Consider the following 20,363-nt stretch of genomic DNA (forward strand, 5'->3'; position numbering starts at 1 on the left):
CGCGCTTCCGCCGCGGTCATGATCCAGGCGCGGTAGCAATATTCGCCGATGGCATCGAGCTTCTCTCCGGGCTGCATGTCCTTCTTGGCAACGGCGCAGACCTCGGCAACGGGCTTGGCCAGCGGCACCATGTCGGGCTTGCCGTAAAGGACGACACGGGCGCAGGTCAGCGGCACTTCGAGCGAGGTCAGGTGATAGGGCCGGTGGAAGGTGAAGTACGGGCCCTTGCCCATCTTCAGATCTTCCATGCGCTCGGAAATGCGCGGATGCGACATGTCGGCGACGACGAAGACGCCGGGGGCAACGCCCTTGCCGATCGAATAGTCGACGACGCCGACCCGTGAGAGCACGCCGCCATCCTTTTCCGGGATCAGCGTCTTCGACAGCTGGTCGAGCGTTGCCGCCGGACCGTGCATGCCGGGCTTGTCGGGCACGAGCCCGGTGGCATTGGCGATCGCCGCCATCTCCACCATGGTCTTCGAGCCGTCGACGAACTCGACCAGCATGCGCACGTTCATGTGCCGGCGTTCGGCTTCCTCGGCATAGTCGTCGGGAATGGCGTCGATGTTGAGCGGGTTGTTCTTGCCCTTGCCGGCGGCGACGATCGGATGGCCCATGGCCGAGACGAATTCGATGAGTTCCATGCACGACGACGGCTCGTCGCCGGCGCCGAGCGAATAGGTGACGCCAAGCCGGTCGGCCTCGCTCTTCAGATAGGCGCCGATGGTCACGTCCGCCTCGACATTCATCATCACGAGGTGCTTGCCGTGCTCCATTGCCCGCAGGCCGATCTCGGCTCCGACCGCCGGGACCCCGGTCGCATCGATGACGACGTCGATGAGGTCGTTTTCAAGGATGAGATTGGCATCGTCGGTGACGGCGACCTTGCCGGCCTCCATCGCCGCCGTCAGCGCCGTGGCATTGGCGACCTCGCGGCCATGGCCGCTCTCCTGGTAGGCGATGTCGACGGCTTTGAGCGCATTCGGCAGCTTCAGTTCCGAGATCGCGCCGATCTCGATGCCCGGCATGTGCGCCACGCGCGTCACGATATCGGTGCCCATCTCGCCCGAACCAATCAGCCCGATGCGGATCGGCCGCCCGGCATCCGCCCGCGCCTGCATGTCTCGCGCCAGTCCCGTCAGTGCAACATTGCTCGCCATAACGCCTCCCTCAGCGGTCCCCGCCGGCTTGTGCGGAGCCTTTCAAATTACAATCATCGAATATTGAACATTTGTATTTTAGTCAAGACCTATGTGCATTATAAGAGCGGTAAAGATCGATCATTAAGATGCCCGGAAGGGCCAACAACGAGGATGGAAATGCCGCAGAACCGATTCGAACTGGTGATCTTTGATTGCGATGGCGTGCTTGTGGACAGCGAACCGCTCGCGGCGCTCGCCTATCGCAATATCTATGCCCAGCAGGGCCTCTCGCTGCCGGATGGCACGATCGCGCAATGCATCGGCCTGAAACAGGCCGACATCATCGCCCGCGTCGCTGAACTCACGGGTTTGCAGCTTGCGGACGGAGCGGAGACCGGTCTGTGGCCGGAGACGAAGCGCATCTTCGCAGAGTCGCTGCAGCCGACACCGGGAATCGTCTCATTTTTGGAAGGCCTCGAAACGGCGCACTGCGTTGCCTCCGGCTCGTCGCTCGAACGCATCCGCTTCAGCCTCGAAATCACCGGCCTGGCGCGCTTTTTCGGCGATGCGGTCTATAGTTCTTTCATGGTCAAGCGGGGCAAGCCGGCGCCGGACCTGTTCCTCTTTGCCGCCGAAAAGATGCAGGCCGACCCGGCCAAATGTGTGGTCATCGAGGATTCGCCCTTTGGCGTCGAGGGTGCGGTTGCGGCCGGCATGACCGCGATCGGCTATACCGGGGGCACCCACACCCATGAGGATCACGCCCCCGCGCTTATCGCAAAGGGCGCTTCGGCCGTGTTTTCCGACTGGAACGCTATCGGCGCGTGGATGTCTAATCGTTGAAGCGGCGTCCCTCACGTTCGGGGTCGCGCGCAATTTCCAGTTCCTCCTCGTCATCAGGCAGCGCTTCGTCGCTGTTCTGATAGGGATTGTCGTCATCTTCCTCCGATACCTCGCCGGCATCTTCCGGCTCGACCTGACGTTCGCCGAGGATGGAGAGTTCGTCATCCGCGATGACATCGTCGTCGACGATCTCGTCCCGGTCGAACGACTGCGGGCCGGACGTTTCGGTCTCGGGCGATTCGTTCCTGCGGGGCTTTTGCTTGGGCTCGGTCCAGTTCATCGTCAAAACTCCTCTGACATTTGCTTGGTAACGTTCAGGATGCCGTTTGGATGCACAAAACCTATCCTGTTCAAAAGTTTTGTCTTTTGCCCTAATCCACCCATAATCACCTGCGACGCAGCAACGTCACTTCATCTGGGGAGTTATCCATGACATCGAAAATCCTGACGCTGGCCCTTGCAGTAACCACCATGGTCGCGGTGCCTATGGCTGCTTATGCCGAGGACGCGCCGCGCCCGCGTATCACGGTCACAGGTGAAGGCGAAGCCGCTGCTGCGCCCGACACCGCGATCCTTTCGCTGGTCGTCATGCAGGAAAAGCCAACGGCCCGCGAGGCGCTGACCGCCAACAATGAAGCCATGGCGAAGGTACTCGACGCCATGAAAAAGGCTGGGATAGCCGAACGCGATCTGCAGACCTCCGGCTTTAGCATCGACCCGCGCTACGTGTTCCCGGAAAACAATAATAACCAGCCGCCCAAACCGCCGTCGATCGTCGGCTATGCCGTGTCAAATTCCCTGACGGTGCGCGTACGTGACCTCGCGAAGGTCGGCGACATCCTCGACCAGTCGGTCACGCTCGGCGTCAATCAGGGCGGCAACATCACCTTCACCAACGACAAGCCGGACACAATTCTTGAAGAAGCGCGCAAGAACGCCGTTGCAAATGCCGTTGCGCGCGCAAAGACGCTGACTGCCGCGGCCGGCGTCGAACTTGGCCGGGTCATCGAAATCAACGAACAGAGCTTCAGTCCGCGCCCGGTTCCGATGGCGGCACGCGGCAAGATGATGGCAATGGACGCGGCATCACCCGTTCCCGTTGCTGCCGGCGAGAACACCTACAACGTCAATGTGAACATGACGTTTGAGCTTAAGAACTGAGTTTAAAGCGTAGAGCGCAAATAAAAAAGGGTGCCGACCGGCACCCTTTTTCATTGTTATGTTACGCTTAGCGGACGACCGGGCAACCCGGTGCGCGGGCAAAGACGACTGCCGTGCGGTAGCCGCGCTTCCAGCCGGCGACGCGAACGACATTGCGGTTGACGACGACGCGGGTGTTATACAGGCCCATGCGGCTTGCCTTGCTCGCAGCCTGTCCCGGCGTGCAGGCGGGAGCCGGACGGTAGGGTGGACGGTAATAATCGCGGCGATAATAATCGACCTTCACAAGCGGCGAAGCGCCATCGGTCATTGGTGCGGCCGCGATCGGCGCTGCTGAAGCGGCGTTGACGCCGATAATTGAACCGAGGGCGATGGTCGCGGTAACAGCCAACGTTTTGAATGAAACAGCCATTTGGCGTTCTCCTGTTTTTGTGTCCGGGATGGGGGGAATTTCCAGGCTTACTGGAATCCGGACAGGAGCGCTTTGTTCCACATTCGATCTGAACAATTCCTCAACGGAGCATTCACATTCGGTTTATCTCAGTCGGATTCTTCGAGCGTCATCATGTGATCGAAATAATCCTCGTCGCTCTTCATTTCATGATCATAGGCGGTGACCTTGCCGCGCACTGATATCCCGGCTTCGTGCACGGTTTCCCGGCTTCCGGATATGAGCGGATGCCACCAGTAGAGGTCACGCCCTTCGTCGATCAGGCGATAACCGCATGTTTCCGGCAGCCAGTCGACGGTGCGCACGATCTCGGGGGTCAGGAAAACGCAGTCCGGGACTTTGGCCTTGCGATGTACGTAATCCGAACATTGGCAGGTGCCGGCATCGAGCAAGGTACAGGCGACGGTGGTGAAATAAATCTCCTCGGTGTCTTCGTCTTCGAGCTTGTGCAGGCAACAACGGCCGCAGCCGTCGCACAGGCTTTCCCATTCGGAGCGGCTGAGCTCATCGAGGATCTTTGTCTTCCAGAAGGGTTCAGAGGGCATGCGCTGAAATACATCGCCAGCCGGGCCGCGTCCATTCTTAAAACATGAATGCCAGATGAACGGCGCCTTCATGGGGGATACAGGCGAAAGCTGCAAACGTGGGTTCGATCAGTTCGGTCAACGTCGGACCGGCGCATTGCCACGGGTGATGAAAACTGAAACGAAGATCGCAATGGTCAAGCCGTTGCCACAAACCGGAACAAGGTTGCGATCGCGAACTTTTGACGTGTTTCAACAAGAAGGAACGCGAGACAGGGATGACAATGAAACGTACAGCGCTCTTTTTTGCTTCAACAGCAATTCTCTTTTCCTCGCCTTATGCCATGGCGGAACAGCCGCCGCTCAACCGCCCCTATATTTCCTCCAACTCCAACATGCCGGTGGTAGTCGCGCAGGCCGAACAGCCCGCGCCCGCCCAGGAGGACCCGGCACAGGAGGAATTGAAGCGCAAGGCGGCGCAACAGGCTGAAGAGCAGGCCAAGCAACAGGCAGAAGAACAAGCCAAGCAGCAAGCCGAAGAAGCCAAGCGGGCTGCACAAGCGGAAGCCGAAAAGGCCGCCGAGCAGCAGAAAGCCATAGAAGAAGAGGCAAACCGCAAGGCTGCGGAAGCCGCGAAGGCTGCAGATGCCGAAGCTGCCAAGCAGGCACAGGAAGCCAAGCGCGCCGCTGAAGCCGAAGCGAACAAGGCCGCCGAACAGCAGAAGGCCATAGAAGAAGAAGCAAAGCGCAAGGCAGCCGAAGAAGCGAAGGCCTCGAAGGCTGCCGCGAAACAGGCGGCAGAGGACGCAGCGAAGGCCAAGCGCGACGCCGAGGCTGAGGCCAACAAGGCAGCCGAGCAGCAAAAAGCCATAGAAGAAGAAGCGCGAAAGAAAGCCGCCGCCGAAGCCGATGCGGCAAAGGCTGCTGAAGGCGAAACCGCAAAGCAGGCCGAACAGGCAAAAAAGGCAGCAGAGGCTGAAGCTGCAAAGGCGGCAGAAGCCCAGAAGGCCGCCGAAGAAGAAGCGCGTAAGAAGGCCGAAAGCGCGCAGAAGGCTGCCGGCAAACAGGCCGAACAAGCAGCGGAAGACGCCAAGAAGGCTGCCGATGAAGCAGCCAAACAGGCCGCGCCCGCAACCGCGGCACCCGCGACGGCCGAGCAGCCCGCAGCGACGCCCAATCAACCCGCGGCTGAAACTGCGCCCGCCAAGCCGGCCGACGCCGCGAGCGGCCAGCCGGCAGCACCAGCGCCTGCCGAAGCCGCGAAGCCCGCACCGCAGGAAGCCTCGCCCCTCCCGGCCAATGCCGCGCCGGTGCTTGACAGCGACAAGCCCGCTCCAGCGGCGGATGCAAAACAGAAGGGCGGCAAGCGCGGCAACAAGGCCGAGCAGGCCGGCCAGCCTCCAGCACCAGCCGAGCAACCTGTCGCCCTGCAACCGGCGGCACCCGCCGGACCCGCGCCGAAGACCGATGCCGACGTGCAGCAGGCAATCGCACCCGTCAAGATCGAGCCCGTACTTGTCGAAAAGGGCACCCGCACCAAACAGGCGCGGCGCGACGAGAGGCCGGGCGATGTGCAGGTCATCAAGCAATATGACAACCGCGCCATCGTCGAGGTCGACAACAATATCTTCGTCGAAAGCTCCGACCGCCCGCGCATGAGCCGCAACGCCCAGGACGTCTATTATGAAGACCTGCCGCGGCGGCGCACGCGCGAAACCATCGTCCGGGAGAACGGCGTACAGATCGTTACGATCCGCAACCGCTACGGCGATGTCATTCAGCGCTCGCGCATTACCCCGGATGGTCGCGAAGTTCTGCTGACCTACGCGCCGGATTATGACCGGGAGGAGCGTGTTAACTGGCGCGATCCCGGCGACGACCTGCCGCCGCTGCGCCTCGACATTCCGGTGCGCGACTACATCCTCGATGCCGAAGAGGCGCCGGAAGAAGAAGTCTATGACTTCTTTGCCCGCCCGCCGGTCGAGCGTGTGGAGCGAATCTATTCGGTCGATGAAGTCAAGCGCTCGGCGCGTATCCGCGACAAGGTGCGCCGCGTCGATCTCGATACGATCACCTTCGCCTTCGGGTCGGCCGAGATCGGGGAAGACCAGATCACGCGCCTGGATAGCGTCGCCAAGGCAATGGCGCAGACCTTGAAGAAGAATCCGGCCGAGACCTTCCTGATCGAGGGCCATACCGATGCGGTGGGTTCGGACCAGGCAAACCTCGTTCTTTCCGACAAGCGCGCCGAATCGGTGGCGCAGGCGCTCACCAACGTCTTCGACATTCCGCCGGAGAACATGGCAACGCAGGGCTATGGCGAGCGCTACCTGAAGATCAGGACGGAATCGCCCGAGCAGCAGAACCGACGGGTTGCGATCCGCCGCATCACGCCGCTTGTCGCACCGGTCGCCAGCAACAATTGATTGCAAGGAGACCGTTGAAGCAAAAAAACCCGGGCGATGGCCCGGGTTTTTTGTCGCTGCGGGTTGAGTTCGCAACGTCGATTGCTATGTGTTGGCTGAACCCCTGGAGCATTTATTGGCTGAGCCCAGTTCGAGAAATTGGACCCACACTATGAAACGCATTGAAATACTTGTCGAAAATATCATTCTCGCCTCGCGTTGGCTGCTGGTGGTTTTTTACCTTGGCCTCGCCCTCGCGCTCGCAATCTATGCATTTTCGTTCGCCGGTAAGCTGATCGATTTCGTAGCCAAGGTCACTGTACTCGACGAGACCGACACAATCCTCAAAATGCTCGGCCTGATCGATGCCGCGCTGGTCGCGAGCCTCGTCGTCATGGTCATCATCTCTGGCTATGAGAACTTCGTGAGCCGCTTCGACCAGGCGGACGAGGTGCACTGGCTCGGCACGATCGACGCCGGATCCCTGAAGATCAAGGTCGCCTCGACCATCGTTGCCATCTCGTCGATCCACCTGCTCCAGGTCTTTCTCAACCTGACGCAGTTCTCAACTTCGCAACTGACCTGGTTTACGCTGATCCACCTGACTTTCGTGTTCTCCGCACTGTTTCTTGCCTATATCGACAAGCTCATGGTGAAGGACAAGGGCGAGAAGAAGTCCGACGAGCCTTCGCTCTGAGTAAACGACCCCGCAAATGCCGGGTTTTTGCTTGCCAACACGCGTCCGCCACGTGTAAGTGGCAAATGTAGGCTGAATTTTCAGCTCTGCCGTAAGCGTCTTACGTTAGGCAACGCATCCCTCCGGTCTCTAACCGGCATGGCTTCAATCAGCCAAGGATCGTTGCGTATGAGACCGCCACTTACGGAAAGACCATGAACTACAATCCAGGATATTTTTCACGCCGCAAGCTACCGGCCAAGTACAGTGCTGTCATCACACCGCTCATCCTTTCGCTGATGATGACTTTGATAGTGTCGCTAATCGCCACCGTAAGAAATCTCGGCATACACGCTGACCTGCCCTATCATTGGGTTACAGCTTGGGCCTTGTCGTGGATTATCGCTTTTCCGACGCTCTTGCTGGTGCTCCCTCTTGTGCGTCGCATCGTAAATAGCATTTGCGACACTCCTACCCGCTAAAACAAAAAAACCGGGATGGTTACGCCATCCCGGTTCATGTTCACACAGTTTTTTGTCTCAGCTGTCCAGGAACGAACGCAGCTTGCGCGAACGGCTCGGATGCTTGAGCTTGCGCAGCGCCTTTGCCTCGATCTGGCGGATACGCTCGCGCGTTACCGAGAACTGCTGGCCGACTTCTTCCAGCGTGTGGTCGGTGTTCATGCCGATGCCGAAGCGCATGCGCAGCACGCGTTCCTCACGCGGCGTAAGCGAAGCGAGAACCCGCGTCGTCGTATCGCGAAGGTTGGCTTGAATGGCGGCGTCGATCGGCAGGAGCGCATTCTTGTCCTCGATGAAATCGCCGAGATGCGAATCCTCTTCATCGCCCACAGGAGTTTCGAGCGAGATCGGCTCCTTGGCGATCTTCAGCACCTTGCGCACCTTTTCCAGCGGCATGGCAAGCTTTTCAGCAAGCTCTTCCGGCGTCGGCTCGCGGCCGATCTCGTGCAGCATCTGGCGCGACGTCCGGACGATCTTGTTGATCGTCTCGATCATATGCACCGGAATGCGGATCGTGCGGGCCTGATCGGCGATCGAGCGGGTGATCGCCTGACGGATCCACCAGGTCGCATAGGTCGAGAACTTGTAGCCGCGGCGATACTCGAACTTGTCGACCGCCTTCATCAGGCCGATATTGCCTTCCTGGATCAGGTCAAGGAACTGCAGGCCGCGATTGGTGTATTTCTTGGCGATCGAAATGACGAGACGCAGATTGGCCTCGACCATTTCCTTCTTGGCCAGAGCGGCCTCGCGTTCGCCCTTCTGCACCTGATTGACGATGCGGCGGAATTCCGAGATCGAAATGGCGGTTTCCTGCGCCATGTTCTGGATTTCCGTTCGAAGGTTCTTGATCGTGTCCTTCTCGTTCTTGGTGAACTCTTTCCAGCCACGGGTCGTCAGGTTGGAAACGGCCTTCAGCCAATTCGGATCGAGCTCGTTGCCCTGATACTCTTTCAGGAAATCCTCGCGACGCACGCCATAGGATTCGGCAAGGCGCAGTAGGCGCCCTTCGTTCTGCACGAGGCGCTTGTTGATGTCGTAAAGCTGGGCAACCAGAGCCTCGATACGGTTCTGATTGAGCGAAAGCGACTTCACCGCCTTGATCAGCTGGTCCTTGAGTTCCTTGTAGCGGCGCTCCTGGCTCGGCGAAAGCGAACCCGAGGCAGCAAGGCGGTTCTCGACCTGCTGGTCCTGCAGCTTGCGCAGCTTCTTGTATGTATCGGCGATGACATCGAGCGTTTCCATGACCTGCGGGCGCAGTTCGGCTTCCATCGCGGCAAGCGACAGATTGGCCTCGTCATCCTCGTCGTCTTCTTCCTCGACCGGAGCGTCGCCGCCGACATTGGTGATGTCGTCATCGTCGCGCGAACGGCGCGACTTGTCGTTGCCGCCTGCGGGCCGTTCTTCTTCAACGCGTTCGATGACCGGAGCCTGCTTGGCTTCCGGACCGGCATAGGTCGTTTCAAGATCGATGATTTCGCGCAGCAGAATCTTCGACTCGTTGAGATCCTCACGCCAGATGATGATCGCCTGGAAGGTCAGCGGGCTCTCGCAAAGGCCGGAGATCATCGTCTCGCGGCCCGCTTCGATGCGCTTGGCTATGGCGATTTCGCCTTCGCGCGAAAGCAACTCGACCGTGCCCATTTCGCGCAGATACATGCGGACGGGGTCGTCGGTGCGGTCGGTAGGTTCCTTCTTGGTCGTCGTCGGAGCAACGGCGGTGCCGGTCGCATCCGCAAGCTCACGGGCATCGCTCTCTTCATCGGCGCTGCTGTCGGCTTCCTCGGCGTCTGCGTCCTGCTCGTCATCCTCCACGACATTGATGCCCATGTCGCTGAGCATCGCCATCGTGTCTTCGATCTGCTCGGAAGTGACCTCTTCAGATGGGAGAACCGCATTGAGTTCGTCCATCGTCACATAGCCGCGCTTCTTGGCGAGCTTGATCATCTTCTTGACAGCGTCATCGGAAAGGTCGAGAAGCGGACCGTCCGGCGCGCCCTCGCGCTCGACTTCTACTTCCTCGTTTTCCTTTGCCTTCGTTGCCATATTCTATATCTCCAAGCGGCCTTCGCCTTGTTCATGCATGGTGGAACGGTGCGGCGGCACCCCGGTTCCCCTGCACCATCAAGCTATTGAATGTTCGAGTAGCCGAAATCCTGTTAATGTCGGATTAACCTTGTTATCCCGGTGATGGCGAGCACATTGGATATTTGCCGCATTTGCAGGATTTTCTGCTGGACCCGCAAACATCAACGCAATATCTACAATTCCGCGCAATCTGATTCCGTCATTATTGACCCACGTCAACCCCGACTCAACTGATTCGCGGTAAAAAAGCGAATCAATTCGGTCAAAACCCCTTGCCCGACCGTCCCGAGGGTATTCCGAACCCTTCGATCAGTGCTTCGGTTGCCTGCGCACTTCGGATGGCATTCTGAATATCGAGCAGCCGGTTGAGATTTTCGTCGGTGGCTTCCGTAGCCAATGCAGTTTCAGCGACTTTCAGCTCCTTATGTAGGGTGCTGGCGCGCTGATGCAAGTGAATGGCCTGTCTTAACGCTTCAAGCGCGTCTTCTTCCGCCGCCTCCGCCGTCGCCGTCCACATGCGGGCCCGCCTTACCAGCGCTTCCAGCGCCTCGATCAGCGCTCCGTGGCCGGTCTCGGTCATCGCCTTGCGCATCTCACGGCCGTCCGCCACGTGATGTTCAGCCATGGCGTTAAGCATAGCGGTATGGAAGCGCTTCAGATCGGGATGGCTGAATTCAAGCCGCACGATCGTCTCGAAATCATCCTCGATAAGCCGGGGATGGTTGAACAATGTCATAAGGATGGCGGTCTCGCGCAGGGGAAGCGTAGCGGAGCTTGTCTTGACGAGAACCGAGCGCGCCAGGCTTTCCGATACGGCGAGCCGCCCATTGGGGGCCCCTCGCCCTCGCTGCCCGTATCCGGATTGCGGGCCAAAGCTGTTGCGGTTGCTTCCCGCTTGTCCGGCCCCGCGACGCTCATTGCCTCGCGTATTGGCGCTGAAAAACTGCTGGATGCGGTCGCGAACGTCCTGGGCATAATGGCGGCGCACATTCTCGTCACCGATAAGGCTCGTCATCTGTTTCAGCCGCGCCTCGAGTTCGGCGCGCCGTTCGGGCGTGTCGAATATGCCACCGCTCGTTTCCCGCGCCCACAGCATATCCGCGAGCGGACGTGCATCATCGAGCACGGCCTGGAATGCCTGCGGGCCGGACGCCTTGACGAGATCATCCGGGTCCTTGCCCTCCGGCAGCACTGCAAAGCGCAGCGAGCGTCCGGGCTTCAACGCCGGCAAGGCGAGATCGATCGCCCGGTGCGCTGCCTTGATGCCGGCATTGTCGCCGTCAAAGCAGAGGACGGGCTCGGGCGACATGCGCCAGAGAAGATCGAGCTGATCCTCGGTCAAGGCCGTGCCGAGCGGCGCGACCGCCTGGGCAAAGCCAGCCTGCGCCAGCGCAATAACATCCATATAGCCTTCGACGGCAATCACGGCTTTTGCCGGTTGCCCGCCTTGCGGCTGCGCCGCCTTGCGGGCACGAAGCGCATTAAACAGGACCTTGCCCTTGTGGAAAAGCTCGGTTTCATTGGAGTTCATGTATTTGGCAATGGCGTTCGGCGTCAGCGCCCGCCCACCAAAGGCAATGATACGGCCACGCAGATCCTCAATCGGGAACATGATGCGGTCGCGAAACCGGTCGAACGAGACCGGCTTGTCATCACCGTAAACGACGAGGCCGCACGCCTCGATCTGCTCCTTCGTCGCCCCCTTCAATGCGAGATGTTCTTTCAGCGCATTGCGGCTTTCCGGCGCGTAACCGAGGCGGTAGGCATGCTGCGTTGCCGCGCTCAAGCCGCGATCGCGCAGATAGGCGCGTGCCTTGGCACCACTTGCTGCCTGCAACCGCTCCTCGAAGAATTGGGTCGCCATTTCCATGACGTCATAGAGCGTCGCGCGTTTTGCCTCGCGAATCTCCGATTCAACGTCGCGCGCGGGCATCGGAATGCCCGCCATGTCGGCGACACGCTGCACGGCCTCCGGAAAGCTCAACCCCTCGAGTTCCGTCAGAAAGCGGAAATGGTCGCCGGTCACCCCGCAGCCAAAGCAATGGTAGCGGCCCTTGCGGTCCTCGCAATGAAAACTCGGCGACTTCTCCCCATGGAACGGGCAGCAGGCCCAGAAATCGCCCTTCGGCGCATTGGTCTTCTTGCGATCGAACGAAACCCGCGTGCCGATCACGCTGGAAATCGGTACGCGTTCCCTGATCTCATCGAGAAAGGATGGCGAAAATCGCATGCTGCTCTTCGTTCGTCAGATTGTAAGCAAGGTCGGATCGCTGCGAACCCGATGTGCTGACCATACTGCAACAAATAAGGTTTGGGCGGAAGGGCGGCAACCCCGTCATCCCCTGTTCATCGCGTTATGGTGATTCGGTTTGAACTTTACGATTTTGCGTAGCCGGCAAACTTCTGCCGGGGCGACACAAATCTGTCATCAAACTGATAAATTATGCCAAATGCGACATGATTTTTCTTAGCCGGAACATATTTTTTTCGCTTTTACCGCGATATGTTATCTTAACAATCGGCTGCTAGATTCTTCTGGCTGCTATACCGCAATCTCCAACACGAATGGATTGCACCAAGTGAACGGTTCCTCGGTTTTGTTGCATTTGGCCGGCGCGGTGGCGCTGCTCCTGTGGGCAACGCGCATGGTCCGCACCGGTGTCGAGCGCGCCTATGGCGAGCGCATGCGCCGCAGCCTGCGCGGCGTTTTGCACAATCCCGTGCTTGCCGTGCTTTGGGGCTTGATGTTGTCGATCGCGCTGCAATCCTCGACCGCAGTCAGCCTCCTGGTCGGTTCCTTTGTCGGGTCCGGCATTGTCAGCGGGATTGCCGGTCTGATGGCAGTGCGCGGCGCCGAGGTCGGCTCGGCGCTCGTCGTCAAGATCCTGAGCTTTGACCTGACGCTGCTGGTGCCGCTCTGCCTCGTCGCCGGCACGGTAATCTTCATGTCGACCGAGCGCAGCAACTGGCGGCAGATGGGCCGCATTCTCGTCGGTATCGGACTGCTCGTGCTGTCGCTCGAAATGACCGGGCAGGCCACCGAACCCTTGCGCAACAGCGAACTCCTGCCGGTCATCGTCAGTTACCTTAATACCGACCCGGTGACGGCTTTCCTTCTCGCGGCGCTCATGACCTGGCTTTTCCATTCGAGCATTGCGGCGGTGCTGCTCGTTGTCACCTTCGCCGCGCGCGGCCTGATCCAGCCGGAACTCGGCATCATCATGATCTGCGGCGTCAATCTCGGCTCGTCGTTCATCGCGCCGGTCCTGACCCGCAACGCCGCACCGAAAGCCCGCATCGTGCCCATGGGCAATCTCCTGATGCGCGGGCTCGGCTCCATCGTCATCCTGACGCTCTATCTCGCCTTCCGTCCGCCCGTTGCCATTCTTGGCAGCACGCCGGCCGACCAGGTGATCAACGGCCACATCCTCTTCAATGTCATCATCCTTCTTGCCGGGGTGCCGCTGTCCTCGCTCGTTCTCAAGGCGACGCGGGCGGTGGTGGCCCTTAACGCACCGGCCGAGCCGCAAAAGCCCATCGACCATATCGAACTTAGTGCACTCGATGAAAGCGTGCTCGATACGCCAAGCCTTGCTCTTGCCAATGCAACACGCGAGACGGTCAGCGTCTGCGAAACGGTCGAGATCATGCTGCGCGGCATTATCGACCTTTATGAAAATCCCGACCAGGCACGCATCGACGAACTCTCGGCGCTCGATGACAAGGTCGACCGCAAGCACGCCGCCATCAAGCTCTATCTCGCCAAACTGACGACGCGGAAACTGTCGGATTATGAGGTGGGCCGGGCGCGCGAACTACTCGGCGCCTGCGTCAAACTCGAACAGGTCGGCGATATCATCGTGCGCAACATGCTGGCGCTCGTGCAAAAGAAGATGGACCGCAAGCTGCAGTTTACCGATGAGGGCTGGCGCGAACTCAGCGATTTCCATGCAAGGGTTCTGACCAATGCGCGGATGGCGTTCAACGTCCTCGTGTCACGAGATCGCGAAACCGCGCATCAGCTGGTACTGGAAAAGGATCATCTGCGCGATGCCGAGAAGCAAACCAGCGACAGACATTTCAACCGATTGCGTGAAGGAACGACCCGCAGCCTCGAGACGAGTTCGATCCACCTCGATACCATCCGCGATCTCAAGCAGATCAACTCGCTACTCGCCGCAATGGCCTATCCCGTGCTCGAGGAACAGGGGCTCCTCAACACCACACGTTTGCGTGCGCTGCACAGCTGAGCAGATTTCTTGAGGCAACAGGATCAATAGTCGCGATGGACGTGCGTGTTAGAACCTATGAAGGCACCCATGGCCGAACCGATCAATAGGCCGAGCAATATATTTCCCATCATTGCTTCGCCCACACCTGCACCCACCGACAACCCTGCCAGTATTCCGATAATTGTCGACCACCGATGTTCTTTCATTGTCGCCTCCGTTATTTGCTCAACAACGTAGATCTAGGCGGCTGGTTCCATCCGACATTAACTATCACCTTCAGTTGATCGGTGCTGTCCACCTGAGGTTGGACGCGGGGTATCGCTTCGAAAATGTAGGGCGAATGCTTCTTCAATACTCCTGAACCGGGCAACGAATAGCCGACGAAAACATTGTTTCTGACGCGCCAGTTTCAGAAATTTGCTCGGATTATTGAAGTAATTTCAAACATTTGACTGTGTATATTTATTGATTGAGATTGCCGCCAGCATCCAACGTGGGGAGTTCGGAAATGGCAAATGTCACAGGTTCTGAGAATGTCGATGTGCTCAAGGGCACGGCCGACGAGGACACCATGTCCGGCCTTGCCGGCAATGACCGGCTGATCGGCAGCGCCGGTGAAGACCGCATTGATGGCGGGGAAGGACGCGACACGGTCGATTATCGCGGCTCGGAGGCTGGCATCAATGTCGACCTTGAGATCGAGAGGCAGGCCGTAACGCCGGGGCTCAGCTATTCCAGCGGCGATACGCTGATAGACATCGAAAACGTGATGGGCTCAGCCCATGATGATTCCATCACCGGCAATGCGAAGGACAACGTTTTTACCGGGGGCGCAGGAGCCGACCGCCTTTTCGACAATTCCACCACCGACCATGATCGGGCTAGCTATACGACATCGTCCGAAGCTGTGGATGTCGACCTGCGCCGCACGGGCCAGCAGTTCGGCGGCGATGCCGAAGGCGACCGGCTGCACGGCATCGAGAATCTCAGCGGCTCGGCCTTCAACGATCGTTTGATCGGCGATGCCGGCAACAATGTCATCAATGGCGGCGACGGTGCCGATTTCATGGATGGCGGCTCCGGCACCGAGGACATCGCCGAATATACCGGCTCCAAGGCCGGCATCGATGTCGACCTAAACCGCATCGTCCAGCACGGCGGAGCAGCCGAGGGCGACCAGCTCATCGGCTTCGAAGGCGTTTATGGTTCGAAGTACGACGACCACATTGTCGGTGATGCGGGCGACAACTTCCTGACCGGCAATGCCGGTAATGACACCATTGTCGGCGGGGGCGGTTTCGACCGCATCAATGCCGGCGAAGGCAACGACACCATCGAAATAAGCAGCCTGTCGAAGGTCTCCGGCGGCGCAGGCTTCGATACCCTCATCGTCAACGTGACCGATTACGATCGCTACGAGAGCCAAAGCGACGGTTTCAAGGCCGTTTACCAGGCGTGGAACCACGGCGATATCCAACTTTCAACCTCCGAATACCCCTATGCGTATCCTTCACACACGAAGTACGCGACGGGCATAGAGCGTCTCGAATTCTACGGCAGCAAGCACGGCGATCTCGCGGTCGGCACCGACAATGACGACAAGCTCATCGGCAATGACGGCGACGATCTTCTCGTAGGCGGCCGAGGCGCCGATCATCTCGAGGGTGGCGCTGGCAACGATACTCTCTATGCGGGCATACAGGGCCTGCAGAACGACATTCCCAACGCCGGAGACTATCTCGATGGCGGTAGCGGCGATGACATTCTCAACGCAGGCAATTCATTTGCGTTCATCGACGGTGGTGAAGGGGACGATCTTCTGCGGCTCACCGTCACCGAGCGGGATGGCGGATATATCGACGTGCGCACCACCGGACTGCAGGGCCAGCACATCTTCAACGTCGAGCATTTCGAGCTCTATGGCGCCCAGGGCGACGACGTTTTGATCGGCGGACGCCATGCGGATCTTCTGGAAGGCGGCGACGGCAACGATCTGCTGCGCGCCGGCTTCAGCAACGATACGCTGCATGGCGGCAATGGCGACGACATGCTCTATGGGGAAGACGGCAATGATGAACTCACCGGCGGAACCGGTGATGACGTATTGTCGGGCGGGGCCGGCGGGGACTATTTCATCTTCAACAGCATCGCCGGACAGGGCCATGATGTCATAACTGACTTCAATGGAGCCGAGGGCGACATTATCATCGTCCAGCGCGACCTTATTTCGACTTTGCATTCCTTCGAGGACTTCATGCACGCCGCCACCCAGACGGAGAACGGCGTGCTCGTCGATCTCGACGGCGACGGCGCGTCGACATCGAGCATCCTTATTGCCAATGCATCGCTTGAAGATTTGACGCCGGACAACGTGTACGTCTGACGAACCGTTACCTTGAAATCAACGAGGGCGCCCGACGGCGCCCTTGCGTTACGCTACATCAACCCTGCGCAGCGACATTCGCCCGTCGTCTTCGACAACCACGTCGAGATGCCGATAATCGAACACCACGGCATGCGCGGTCTCGAGCGCATGCTTGTGGGTTGCCGTGATGACAAGCACATCCGCACCGGCCGCATCGCCGGCCAGAATGCCGGGCACCGCATCCTCGAAGACGAGACAATCGCCGATATCGACGCCGAGCTTTTTTGCTGCAAGCAGATAGCAATCCGGATTGGGCTTGCCGATTGCGACATCTTCTGCGGCCACTATCGTCTGAGGAAGCGGAACACCCGCCGCCGCGAGACGCCGCCTGGCAAGATCAAGCGGCGCCGACGTGACGATCGCCCATTGGGCCTGCGGCAGCTTGCCAAGAAATTCAACGGCGCCCTTGAGCGCGAAGATGCCGCCAACGTCGTCCATCTCGGCCCGCGTGATCTTCAACGCTTCGGCTTCCGGGTCGACGCCCGGCAGGCCGAGCCGGCGCACCGTATCGACGGCGCGCGCGCCATGCATCGTTGGCAGGAACGTGCGGACGTCGATCCCATGACCTTCGGCCCACTTCGCCCAGACCCGTTCGGCGGCGAGCGTCGAACTTATGAGGGTGCCATCCATGTCGAACAGGAAAGCGGAATAACTCTTTTCGAACACGGCTGTTGCTGGCACTGTGAAGGTCCTTTCAACTGCAATCATTTTGCCTGAGTTGTAGTGCATTTCCGTCATTGATTGCCAGTCCACGATCAGGTCTCAGTGAATAGGGGAGCACGTCCATGCCTAACGTCGAGCAAGTGAAGCGCGGATTGCAGGAAGCCGAACTCAGGCTCCTGCATCATCTGCGTGCAGTTCGCCGTGAACATCGCAAGGAGAAGCCGGCCGATCGCGCGCAACTAACCCCGGGGCAGAAGATCGCCGACACGGTCGCCGCGACCATGGGTTCCTGGACGTTCATCATCATCCAGACGACGATCCTGTTCTTCTGGATCATCCTCAACATCACGGCCTATGTGCGCAATTGGGACCCCTACCCCTTCATCCTGCTTAATCTTGCTCTCTCGTTTCAGGCAGCCTATGCGGCGCCATTCATCATGATGAGCCAGAATCGGCAGCAGGATATCGACCGCAAGGAAGCTGAGAACGACTACAAGATAAATATCAAGGCGGAACTCGAGATCGAGCTGCTGCACGAGAAGATCGAACTCCTGCATCAGAAAATCGACCAGATGCGCGAAAAGGAAGTTGTGACCCTTGCCGAGACCGTGCAGGAACTGGCCAAGTCACAGGATACGGCGGACAAATCGGAATGAGGCAAAAACGAAAAGGACCGCTGCGGGAGGAGGTGCAGCGGTCCTGATTGTAAATGTACCGCGGGAGGAGGTGCAGTACATTCCAGGTTGGGGTTTCTGGGAGGAGAAGAACCCAACGGTTTGAAGATAGTGTTCACCCTCGGATATTGCAATGCACAAAATTGCATGCGAGCCATGCAATCTGGAGCGTTGACCTCGATCCGCCACCGGGCAGCAAATGTGGATCACGTCGATGGATTCGATTTAAATTCTTGACACGGCTTTGCGTCTATCTAGCGGCCGCGCCGGCAACCGTTACAGTGCCACGTTGCCTAAACCTCTGATTACGGAACGATTTATTCCATGACGAACATCACGACAATCGCTTCCACCATGACGGCGGCTTTCCTTGGCTCCTTCGTCGAGGTCGTCGAAGCCTTCACGATCATTCTCGCCGTAGGCGTATCGCGCAGCTGGCGGCCCGCCATAATCGGCACGGTTCTCGCGCTCGTCGTCCTTGCTTTGATCGTCATAGTCCTCGGGCCGCTCCTTGGCCTGATTCCGGTGGAACTGCTGCAGTTCGTCATCGGCACGCTGCTGATCCTGTTCGGCATGCGCTGGCTGCGCAAGGCGATCCTGCGCGCGTCGGGATTCATTGCCCTGCATGACGAGACGGAAGCTTTTGCAAAAGAAACCGACTTGCTCAAGCGTCAGGCCGCCGAGCGCCGCGCTGACTTCATCGCCGGCACGGCGGCGTTCAAGGCCGTCCTGCTCGAAGGCATCGAAGTGGTCTTCATCGTCATTGCCGTCGGCGCCGGACGCGGGATGATCGGTTATGCGGCCCTTGGCGCTGCTGCTGCGTGCCTGCTGGTGCTCGCCATTGGCGCAGCGGTGCATAAGCCGCTGGCGCGCGTTCCGGAAAACACGCTGAAATTCGTCGTCGGCCTGCTGCTGACCGCCTTCGGCGTTTATTGGACCGGAGAAGGCCTTGGTGCGCATTGGCCGGGCGCCGATCTTTCACTCATCGCCATCTTCGTCGTTCTTGCACTATTCTCGCTGATGGCAGTGCGTCTGCTGCGCAGCTATAACGAAGGTCAGGTAAAGGCAGTATTCCGATGAGCTTTCTCGCCTCCGCGTTGAAGGAATTGATCGGCATGTTCATCGACGACGGCGCACTGGCGCTGCTGTCGATCCTGCTGATCGCTATTATAGCTGCAGCCGTGGAATTTGCGGGGCTGCCGGGTCTGACTGGCGGGCTGTTGCTGCTTGCCGGATGCATTCTCATTCTGGCAGAAAGCATCTGGCGCGCCGCCAGAGGGAAGCGGCCGTCAGACACTTGATGGCATGACTACAACCTGTGGCACTTGTGGGAGGCCACCATGGGATCTGATGCGATGCGGGACGTTTCAGCAGCGGGCGATTCGTGGCCCGTCGTGGTCGGTGCGATCGCCGCGCAGGTAATCGGCGGACTGGTACCGCAAATGGCACCCTTCCTCGTCAGCGGTATGATGGACGGGCTTTCGCTTTCAGAGCGCGACGCAGGCTTTGTCGCCTTCGTGGAGTTTCTCACCCTTGCTGCCACCGCGATCCTCATTGCGCCTGTTCTGCCCCGGTTTTCCTACAGGCGCGTCTGCCTCGCCGCCGTCGCTTTGACACTGTTGGCGCAAGGAGCGTCGATCTTTAGCACTTCTCTCGGATCGCTCGCATTTCTTCGCGGCTTCGCGGGTGTCGGGGAAGGCGCAATCTACGCTGTGTCGCTTTCCATTGTCGCTTCCCGGTGCAGAAACCCGGATAAGGTTTACGGCTACTTTCAGGTCGTCTGGGCGCTTGGAAGCGTTGGGCTCTTCGCTATTGGCGGCCAACTCACCGCCGCATTCGCACATCGGGGCATTTTTGCATTTATCGCGGGGGTCACTCTCGCACTCTCCCCATTGCTGCTCCTCATTCCGAGCGACCGCGCCCGAAACGTCCACCGATATTCGGCGGCCGGGGTTGCGGCCCCGCCTTTGATCGGCGTCATGACGTTCACGGCCATCGTGCTTTATCTGGCTGCTTCCGCTGCGGTCTACACCTTCAGCGCACCTCTCGGCGAGCGCGCCGGTCTCGACACCTCGCAAGTGAGCTATGCGCTGACCATCGCATCGCTGATCGGGCTCCTGGGCGCTGGTGCCGCCACCGTTCTCAACTTGCGCTGGGGCCGGGCAATTCCGATCACAGGGTTTTGTATCGGTTTCGCCATCATCACAATTGCGCTCTGCTTCTCGCAAAGCGCGATTGTCTATTTGGTCGCTCTCATCGCGTCGGTGGTGATCTACTATTTTTCAATCCCGTATCTTTTTGGTCTTTCAGCAGCACTTGACCGCAGCGGCCGTTGGGCGGCAGCGGCGGGTTCGGCCTATCTGCTCGGCTTCGCAACAGGCCCGCTGATCGCTGGTGCGACGATCACGGCCGCGGGCTACGCCGGACTCGCCGCGGCTTGCGTGGCAATCACCGCCGGGGCATGGGCGCTGGCGATGGCGGTCAATCGCCGCCTTCGCGAAACGACTGGTACTGGAACGACTGAAGCTCCGGCTTGAAACTGCCGTGCAGGTTCGAGC

Annotated in this window: 19 protein-coding genes; 11 read left to right on the forward strand and 8 right to left on the reverse strand. The window is 59.4% G+C overall.

The window, feature by feature from the left end:
- Nucleotides 1–1,160: NAD(P)H-dependent oxidoreductase (locus BR48_RS0122285; protein WP_027233333.1), on the reverse strand; the 1,160-nt coding region annotated here is incomplete at its 3' end.
- 159 nt (nucleotides 1,161–1,319) lie between these two features.
- Here BR48_RS0122285 and BR48_RS0122290 point away from each other — a divergent pair.
- Nucleotides 1,320–1,985 carry an HAD family phosphatase gene (locus BR48_RS0122290; protein ID WP_027233334.1) on the forward strand — a complete coding sequence of 222 codons (666 nt, stop codon included), beginning with the start codon at nucleotides 1,320–1,322 and terminating at the stop codon, nucleotides 1,983–1,985.
- Here the strand turns inward: BR48_RS0122290 and BR48_RS0122295 are convergent.
- Nucleotides 1,975–2,265 carry a hypothetical protein gene (locus tag BR48_RS0122295; protein WP_036815342.1) on the reverse strand — a complete coding sequence of 97 codons (291 nt, stop codon included), beginning with the start codon at nucleotides 2,263–2,265 and terminating at the stop codon, nucleotides 1,975–1,977. The genes BR48_RS0122290 and BR48_RS0122295 overlap by 11 nt on opposite strands.
- Nucleotides 2,266–2,414: 149 nt before the next feature.
- Here BR48_RS0122295 and BR48_RS0122300 point away from each other — a divergent pair, with 149 nt between their 5' ends.
- The gene (locus BR48_RS0122300; RefSeq protein ID WP_027233336.1) at nucleotides 2,415–3,146 is read left to right on the forward strand and encodes an SIMPL domain-containing protein; all 732 of its coding nucleotides are present in this window, start codon (nucleotides 2,415–2,417) and stop codon (nucleotides 3,144–3,146) included.
- A gap of 67 nt (nucleotides 3,147–3,213) precedes the next feature.
- Here BR48_RS0122300 and BR48_RS0122305 read toward each other — a convergent pair whose 3' ends face one another.
- Together BR48_RS0122305 and BR48_RS0122310 are read right to left on the reverse strand one after the other, a co-directional pair.
- Complete coding sequence (locus tag BR48_RS0122305; protein WP_027233337.1) at nucleotides 3,214–3,558, reverse strand: hypothetical protein; 345 nt, start codon at nucleotides 3,556–3,558, stop codon at nucleotides 3,214–3,216.
- A gap of 128 nt (nucleotides 3,559–3,686) precedes the next feature.
- The gene (locus tag BR48_RS0122310) at nucleotides 3,687–4,142 is read right to left on the reverse strand and encodes a YcgN family cysteine cluster protein (RefSeq protein ID WP_027233338.1); all 456 of its coding nucleotides are present in this window, start codon (nucleotides 4,140–4,142) and stop codon (nucleotides 3,687–3,689) included.
- 263 nt (nucleotides 4,143–4,405) lie between these two features.
- Between BR48_RS0122310 and BR48_RS0122315 the strand changes: the two genes are divergently transcribed.
- The 3 genes from BR48_RS0122315 (at nucleotide 4,406) to BR48_RS0122325 (ending at nucleotide 7,684) form a co-directional block, all read left to right on the forward strand.
- The gene (locus BR48_RS0122315; RefSeq protein WP_027233339.1) at nucleotides 4,406–6,547 is read left to right on the forward strand and encodes an OmpA family protein; all 2,142 of its coding nucleotides are present in this window, start codon (nucleotides 4,406–4,408) and stop codon (nucleotides 6,545–6,547) included.
- A gap of 151 nt (nucleotides 6,548–6,698) precedes the next feature.
- Entirely contained in the window at nucleotides 6,699–7,223 is a 525-nt protein-coding gene (locus BR48_RS0122320) for a TIGR00645 family protein (protein ID WP_081815992.1), read from the forward strand.
- A 194-nt stretch (nucleotides 7,224–7,417) separates the two neighbouring features.
- On the forward strand, nucleotides 7,418–7,684 hold the full coding sequence (locus tag BR48_RS0122325) for a DUF2798 domain-containing protein (RefSeq protein WP_027233341.1): 267 nt from the start codon (nucleotides 7,418–7,420) through the stop codon (nucleotides 7,682–7,684).
- Between the two features lie 57 nt (nucleotides 7,685–7,741).
- Here BR48_RS0122325 and rpoD read toward each other — a convergent pair whose 3' ends face one another.
- Nucleotides 7,742–9,769, reverse strand: coding sequence for an RNA polymerase sigma factor RpoD (gene rpoD / locus BR48_RS0122330; protein WP_027233342.1), 2,028 nt, complete (start codon nucleotides 9,767–9,769; stop codon nucleotides 7,742–7,744).
- A 304-nt stretch (nucleotides 9,770–10,073) separates the two neighbouring features.
- Nucleotides 10,074–12,041 carry a DNA primase gene (gene dnaG, locus BR48_RS0122335; protein ID WP_027233343.1) on the reverse strand — a complete coding sequence of 656 codons (1,968 nt, stop codon included), beginning with the start codon at nucleotides 12,039–12,041 and terminating at the stop codon, nucleotides 10,074–10,076.
- Between the two features lie 349 nt (nucleotides 12,042–12,390).
- Between dnaG and BR48_RS0122340 the strand changes: the two genes are divergently transcribed.
- Nucleotides 12,391–14,061, forward strand: a complete 1,671-nt coding sequence (locus BR48_RS0122340) for a Na/Pi cotransporter family protein (RefSeq protein ID WP_027233344.1) — start codon at nucleotides 12,391–12,393, stop codon at nucleotides 14,059–14,061.
- 23 nt (nucleotides 14,062–14,084) lie between these two features.
- Here the strand turns inward: BR48_RS0122340 and BR48_RS26395 are convergent, their stop codons facing one another.
- Nucleotides 14,085–14,249 (reverse strand): hypothetical protein, encoded by a 165-nt coding sequence (locus BR48_RS26395; protein WP_153668500.1) that lies wholly within the window; start codon nucleotides 14,247–14,249, stop codon nucleotides 14,085–14,087.
- Between the two features lie 302 nt (nucleotides 14,250–14,551).
- Between BR48_RS26395 and BR48_RS0122345 the strand changes: the two genes are divergently transcribed.
- Entirely contained in the window at nucleotides 14,552–16,426 is a 1,875-nt protein-coding gene (locus BR48_RS0122345; protein WP_027233345.1) for a calcium-binding protein, read from the forward strand.
- A gap of 48 nt (nucleotides 16,427–16,474) precedes the next feature.
- On the opposite strand, the gene BR48_RS0122350 is transcribed toward BR48_RS0122345, so the two are convergent.
- Nucleotides 16,475–17,149 (reverse strand): HAD-IA family hydrolase, encoded by a 675-nt coding sequence (locus BR48_RS0122350; protein ID WP_027233346.1) that lies wholly within the window; start codon nucleotides 17,147–17,149, stop codon nucleotides 16,475–16,477.
- Nucleotides 17,150–17,253: 104 nt separating this feature from the next.
- Between BR48_RS0122350 and BR48_RS0122355 the strand changes: the two genes are divergently transcribed.
- From BR48_RS0122355 to BR48_RS25285, 4 genes are all read left to right on the forward strand, one after another.
- Nucleotides 17,254–17,787 carry a DUF1003 domain-containing protein gene (locus BR48_RS0122355; protein ID WP_027233347.1) on the forward strand — a complete coding sequence of 178 codons (534 nt, stop codon included), beginning with the start codon at nucleotides 17,254–17,256 and terminating at the stop codon, nucleotides 17,785–17,787.
- A 342-nt stretch (nucleotides 17,788–18,129) separates the two neighbouring features.
- Complete coding sequence (locus tag BR48_RS0122360) at nucleotides 18,130–18,885, forward strand: TMEM165/GDT1 family protein (protein WP_027233348.1); 756 nt, start codon at nucleotides 18,130–18,132, stop codon at nucleotides 18,883–18,885.
- A complete protein-coding gene (locus tag BR48_RS0122365; RefSeq protein WP_027233349.1) occupies nucleotides 18,882–19,106 on the forward strand; it encodes a hypothetical protein in 225 nt (74 codons plus the stop codon). The genes BR48_RS0122360 and BR48_RS0122365 overlap by 4 nt, the downstream gene beginning before the upstream one ends.
- A 39-nt stretch (nucleotides 19,107–19,145) precedes the next feature.
- Nucleotides 19,146–20,342 (forward strand): MFS transporter, encoded by a 1,197-nt coding sequence (locus BR48_RS25285; protein ID WP_081815993.1) that lies wholly within the window; start codon nucleotides 19,146–19,148, stop codon nucleotides 20,340–20,342.
- Nucleotides 20,343–20,363: the final 21 nt, after the last annotated feature.

Source organism: Phyllobacterium sp. UNC302MFCol5.2 (assembly GCF_000686005.1).
Taxonomy (GTDB): domain Bacteria; phylum Pseudomonadota; class Alphaproteobacteria; order Rhizobiales; family Rhizobiaceae; genus Phyllobacterium; species Phyllobacterium pellucidum.